The organism is Halomonas sp. PBN3 (assembly GCF_000475415.1).
In the GTDB taxonomy this organism is placed as follows: Bacteria; Pseudomonadota; Gammaproteobacteria; order Pseudomonadales; family Halomonadaceae; genus Halomonas; species Halomonas shengliensis.
Map to the genome: position 1 here is coordinate 1 of NZ_AXCA01000095.1, position 5,356 is coordinate 5,356.

The 5,356-nt window shown below is 67.0% G+C and carries 5 protein-coding genes; 1 reads left to right on the top strand and 4 read right to left on the bottom strand.

Going from position 1 to position 5,356, the window contains the following annotated elements; genetic code table 11:
- Positions 1–58: 58 nt before the first annotated feature.
- A complete protein-coding gene (locus Q673_RS23535; protein ID WP_023005108.1) occupies positions 59–907 on the top strand; it encodes a 23S rRNA (adenine(2030)-N(6))-methyltransferase RlmJ in 849 nt (282 codons plus the stop codon).
- A gap of 66 nt (positions 908–973) precedes the next feature.
- Here the strand turns inward: Q673_RS23535 and mnmE are convergent, their stop codons facing one another.
- From mnmE to rpmH, 4 genes are all read right to left on the bottom strand, one after another.
- Positions 974–2,341, bottom strand: coding sequence for a tRNA uridine-5-carboxymethylaminomethyl(34) synthesis GTPase MnmE (gene mnmE, locus Q673_RS23540; RefSeq protein ID WP_023005109.1), 1,368 nt, complete (start codon positions 2,339–2,341; stop codon positions 974–976).
- A 103-nt stretch (positions 2,342–2,444) separates the two neighbouring features.
- Positions 2,445–4,133 carry a membrane protein insertase YidC gene (gene yidC, locus Q673_RS23545; RefSeq protein ID WP_031217729.1) on the bottom strand — a complete coding sequence of 563 codons (1,689 nt, stop codon included), beginning with the start codon at positions 4,131–4,133 and terminating at the stop codon, positions 2,445–2,447.
- Positions 4,134–4,262: 129 nt separating this feature from the next.
- Complete coding sequence (gene rnpA / locus Q673_RS35895; protein WP_023005111.1) at positions 4,263–4,730, bottom strand: ribonuclease P protein component; 468 nt, start codon at positions 4,728–4,730, stop codon at positions 4,263–4,265.
- A gap of 13 nt (positions 4,731–4,743) precedes the next feature.
- Positions 4,744–4,878 carry a 50S ribosomal protein L34 gene (gene rpmH, locus Q673_RS23555; RefSeq protein WP_023005112.1) on the bottom strand — a complete coding sequence of 45 codons (135 nt, stop codon included), beginning with the start codon at positions 4,876–4,878 and terminating at the stop codon, positions 4,744–4,746.
- Between the last annotated feature and the right edge of the window lie 478 nt (positions 4,879–5,356).

Consider the following 5,356-nt stretch of genomic DNA (forward strand, 5'->3'; position numbering starts at 1 on the left):
CCCCGCCACAGTTGTGGCGGGCCCTTTCTGTACCTTGCCGATTCGCGGAACCGCCACCATGCTTTCCTACCAACACGCCTATCACGCCGGCAACTTCGCCGACGTCCACAAGCACCTGACGCTGCATGCGGTCATCGACCACCTGTTACGTAAAGAATCGCCTATTACGTTCATCGATACCCATGCCGGCCGAGGCATCTATCCCCTGGCCGCGGAGGAGACCGCTCGGCTGCACGAGTACCGTGAGGGGGTGCTGCCGCTGTGGGAGGCGCGCCGCTCATTGGACGAGGAGCCCCTGCTGGCGGGGTGGCTGGCGGCACTGGCCGAGGCGCAGCCGCAGGCCGGACGGCTCAGCCACTATCCGGGGTCGCCCTGGTGGATGGGGCGGCGCCTGCGTCCCCGGGATCGCCAGCTGCTCTTCGAGCTGCACCCCGGGGAGCATGGTCACCTCACGGGCCAGCTCCCCGCCGAAGGGGTGCGCACCTTCCATGGTGACGGCCTCAAGGGGCTGGTCGAGCGGCTGCCGGTGGCCACGCCGCGGCTCTGTGTGCTGATCGACCCCAGCTACGAGCGCAAGGCGGAGTACGCCGAGGTGGCCGAGGCCCTGCTGGCGACCCTGCGCAAGGCACGCCATGCGGTGGTGCTGGTGTGGTACCCGCTGCTCCCGGCGGGACGCCATCATGAGCTGCTGGAGGCCGTGAAGGCGGGCGGGATACGCAAAGTGTGGCGCAGCGAGCTGCGCCAGCGACAGCCGGGTCAGGAGGCACGCGGCATGTTCGGAAGCGGCATGCTGGTGGTCAACCCGCCCTGGGGGCTGGACGAACGTCTCGCCGCCGCCATGGCCCGCGTGGTGCCGCTCTTGGGAGACACCGCCGACTACCGCGGCGACTGGTGGGTGGGGGAGTAGCCTTCTCGCTATATTCCGATGCAGAAGCTGCCGAAGCTCTCGCCCAACTGAGACTCGGCAAGCTGGCTACTTGCCGATACAGAAGCTGCCGAAGATCTCGCCCAACAGGTCATCGGCGCTGAACTCCCCGGTGATCTCGCCCAGCGCCTGCTGGGCATCCCGCAGGTCCTCGGCGAGCAGCTCGCCGGCGCCGTAGCCGGTGAGCTGCGCCTCGCCGCTGGCCAGGGCCTGTTCGGCGCGATCCAGGGCGTCGAGGTGCCGGCGGCGCGCCGAGAAGCGCCCCTCGGGGGTGGCGGTGAAGCCCATCACCGCCTTCAGGTGCTCCTTCAGTTTATCCACACCCTCCCCGGTCTTCGCGGATAGCCGAACGATGGGCGTGGCGGTGGACAGGTCGAGCCCGGGAGCCTCCTCGCTCGCATCGATCTTGTTGCGCACCAGGGTGAGCCGCGCGCGGTCGGGCAGGCGTGCCACGAACTCGGGCCAGATGGCCATGGGGTCGCTGGCCTCGGAGGTGGCGGCATCCACCATCAGCAGCACTCGGTCGGCCTTCTCGATCTCCTCCCAGGCCCGAGCCACCCCGATCTTCTCCACGGCGTCGGGGGTGTCACGCAGGCCGGCGGTGTCGATGACGTGCAGCGGCATGCCATCGATATGGATATGCTCGCGCAGCACGTCACGGGTGGTGCCGGCGATGTCGGTGACGATGGCGGTCTCCTGCTCGGTGAGGGCGTTGAGCAGGCTCGACTTGCCGGCGTTGGGGCGGCCGGCGATCACCACGCTCATGCCCTCGCGCATCAGCGCGCCCTGGCCCGCGGCGGCGCGCACCGCGGCCAGCTCCTCCTTCACCGCGGCGAGCATCTCGGCGACCCGGCCGTCGCCCAGGAAGTCGATCTCCTCCTCGGGGAAGTCGATGGCCGCCTCCACATAGATGCGCAGCTCGATCAGCCGCTCCACCAGGGCGGCCACCCGGCGTGAGAAGTCGCCCTGCAGGGAGCGCAGGGCGTTCTCCGCCGCCGCCCGGGAGCTGGCGTCGATCAGGTCGGCGATCGCCTCGGCCTGGGCCAGGTCGAGCTTGTCGTTGAGGAAGGCGCGCTCGGAGAACTCGCCCGGGCGTGCCACCCGGGCCCCCAGCGCCAGGCAGCGTTCCAGCAGCAGGTCCATGATCACCGGCCCACCGTGGCCCTGCAGCTCGAGGACATCCTCGCCGGTGAAGGAGTGGGGGCCGGGGAAGAACAGCGCGAGGCCCTCGTCGATCACCGTCTCCGCGCCGCGGAAGGGGCCGTAGTGGGCGTGGCGCGGGGCGGGGCGGTGGCCCACCACCGCTTCGGCGATCGCCGCGCACAGCGGCCCCGAGACGCGGATGATGCCGACCCCGCCGCGCCCCGGCGGGGTGGCCAGGGCGGCGATGGTGTCCTGGTCATGGAAGGTGGGCATGGCGGTCTCCTCGAGCTGGCGGCGTCATTGTCGGCGGCGGACGCCCCAAACGCCAGACCCCCGCACGGGGCGGGGGTCCGGTGAGTCGCGGTCGGGGGCGGGCCTACTTGGTCTTCATGCCCTTGCCGACGCTGGGGTCGTTTTCGATCCTGCGGGTGATCACGTACTGCTGGGCGATGGAGATGATGTTGTTCACCACCCAGTAGATCACCAGGCCGGCCGGGAACCACAGGAAGAAGAAGGTGAAGACGATGGGCAGCATCTTCATGATCTTCGCCTGCATGGGGTCCGGCGGGGTCGGGTTGAGCATCTGCTGCACGAACATCGAGGCGCCCATCAGGATCGGCAGGATGAAGAAGGGATCCTTCACCGAGAGGTCCTGGATCCAGAACATGAACGGCGCGTGGCGCAGCTCCACGGACTCCAGCAGCATCCAGTAGAGGGCGATGAACACCGGCATCTGCACCAGAATCGGCAGGCAGCCGCCCAGAGGATTGATCTTCTCCTTCTGGTAGAACTTCATCATCTCCTGGGACATCTTCTGGCGATCGTCGCCGTACTGCTCCTTGAGGCGCTGCATCTCCGGGCCCAGCTTGCGCATGCGGGCCATGGACTTGTAGGCCTTGGCGGAGAGCGGCCACAGCGCGGCCTTGACCAGGATGGTCAGCAGCACGATAGACCAGCCCCAGTTGCCGATCACGTCATGGATCTTGTCGAGCAGCCAGAACAGCGGGTTGGCGATGAACCACAGCCAGCCGAAGTCGACGGTCAGCTTGAGGTTGGGCGCCACGGCCTCCATGTAGTCCTGCACCTTGGGACCCATGTACAGGGTCGCGCCCAGGCGCGCCTCGCCCTCGGCGGCGACCTCGGTGACGGGGCCTGCGAAGGCGGCGACGTTGCGCCCGCGGGAGTCGGTGGTGGCGTAGTAGAGGTTCTGCTGGTTCTGGGGCGGTGCCCAGGCGCTGACGAAGTAGTGCTGGATGATCGCCACCCAGCCGCCCTCGGCCTCGCGATTGTCGAAGTTGCCCTCCTGGATCTCCTCGAAGTCGACCTTCAGGTAGCGATCCTCGGGAGTGGAGTAGGCCGCGCCCAGGTAGGAACGCATCCCCATCTTGGGGCCGCTGGAGGGATCGGGGCTGTTGTCGCGGGCGAGCTGGCCGATGAAACGTGCCGATACCGGGGCCTCGGTGTTGTTGGCCAGGTAGTAGTTGACGTCCACCGCATAGCTGCCGCGCTCGAAGGTGAAGCGCTTGATGACGTCGACACCGTTGACCTCGGCGCGCAGGTCGACTTCCAGGCGGTTCTCACCCTCGCTCAGGCGGTACTCGGTCTGCTCCGGCGTGAAGGCGATGCGGCCGGCCTGGCCGTCGAGCTGCAGCCCGGAGCGCGCCACGTAGCTGCGGCTCTCGCTGTCGGAGAGCAGCACGTATGGGTGATCCGAATTCAGCGTCAGCTTGTGCTGGGGCAGGGCGGCATAGACGATATCGCCCCCCTGGGGGTCGATGCGCAGGTCGAGCACGTCGGTGACCACGGCGATCAGCTCACGCCCGGTGCTGGCCTCGTCATCGCCCGGCATGGACTGGGCCATGTCGGCGCCGCGATTCGTCGAGGGCACCGCCAGGCCATCCTCGTCGGCACGGCTCTCGGGAGCCTGGGACTCGGACTGGCTGGCGGAGAAGGAGGGAGCCTGGGGCTCGACGGCGGTCTGGCCATAGTCCTGATTCCACTGCACGACGATCAGGTAGGCGAGCACCGCCAGGGGAATCAGCAATAGGAGTCGTTTTACGTCCATGAGGGTTCTGCCCGATGGGTAGTGAACATGCCGATGGCGGAAGGCGTTTCATCCGCCCGAGATAGACAAAAGCCTGCCGGGGGCAGGCTGACTTCCGAACACGGACTTTCGAGGTTCGCCCCGACGACGTCAAGCGTGACCCGGCGAACGCTGGTGGTGCGAAGGGGGGCGCTCATGCTCTCGCGGGCTCCGATCGGAGGTTGGCGGTGCGTCGCCGCTCTCGGCGTGGCGAGAGGCAGCCTTGTGTACCTCGCGCTCCAGGCGCCGCCACATCCCGACGAGCTGCCGCTGCAGGGTGGCGTTGTCCAGCTCGCCGACACCTCGGCGCGACAGCAGCACGATATCCACGGCGGGAAGACGCTGCTGCTGGAGCCTGATCGACTCGCGTCCCAGTCGCTTGATTCGGTTGCGGTCGACGGCGCGGCGCAGGCTCTTCTTGCTGACCACCAGCCCCAGGCGTGGATGCCCCAGGCCGTTGGGTGCGGCCAATGCCATCAGCCCCTTGCCATGGACCTTGAAGGCGGCATTGTCGAAGACCTGACGATAATCCCCGGCCGTCAGCAGGCGCAGACGGCGGGGAAACGACTGACGGGACACGCAGGGTCCGTGATCAGGCGCTCAGGCGCTTGCGGCCCTTGGCACGACGACGAGCCAGCACGGCGCGGCCGTTCTTGGTGGCCATCCGGGCACGGAAACCGTGTGTACGCTTGCGCTTGAGGACGCTGGGCTGAAAGGTGCGTTTCATAACTCGTTATTCCCACGTGGTTTTCTGGACGATACGTCGATTGCGAGGTGCCCGGAGTCCACGGGGGAGTCCGAGCCGGTTCTGTTCAAGACCGGAAATTGTAGTGATTTCCCGCCGACGGTGCAATTTTTCCCTGACTCGACCGCGTCGCCCATCGCCGCCTGAGGCTGTGGCCGTGGACACGGGGTGAGATGACCGGCCGGGATCGGGGATCACTCGCCTGTCGTGCCCCCCCCTGGAAGAGTCCTCCTACTATTACTAGTTATCTATCTATTACACCCTGTGATTACTAGGCAGGGGCATATCTGTGGATAACCCTGATATCTCTCACCCTCTCAGGTGCCTGCCCTTGGTACTGCTATGTGGGTAAGCTCGGGAGGAGCGGTGGTCAGCCGCGGGATAACCGGTGGATAACCTATGCTTTCGTCCACAGCTCGGGAAGGCTCCCCGTTCGCTCCCTAGCAGTCTGTCGGACTTG

Bases quoted from the DNA above. Each gene is read 5' to 3' on its own strand.
- mnmE (WP_023005109.1), bottom strand. From the start codon at position 2,341: ATGCCCACCTTCCATGACCAGGACACCATCGCCGCCCTGGCCACCCCG.
- Q673_RS23535 (WP_023005108.1), top strand. From the start codon at position 59: ATGCTTTCCTACCAACACGCCTATCACGCCGGCAACTTCGCCGACGTC.
- rpmH (WP_023005112.1), bottom strand. From the start codon at position 4,878: ATGAAACGCACCTTTCAGCCCAGCGTCCTCAAGCGCAAGCGTACACAC.
- yidC (WP_031217729.1), bottom strand. From the start codon at position 4,133: ATGGACGTAAAACGACTCCTATTGCTGATTCCCCTGGCGGTGCTCGCC.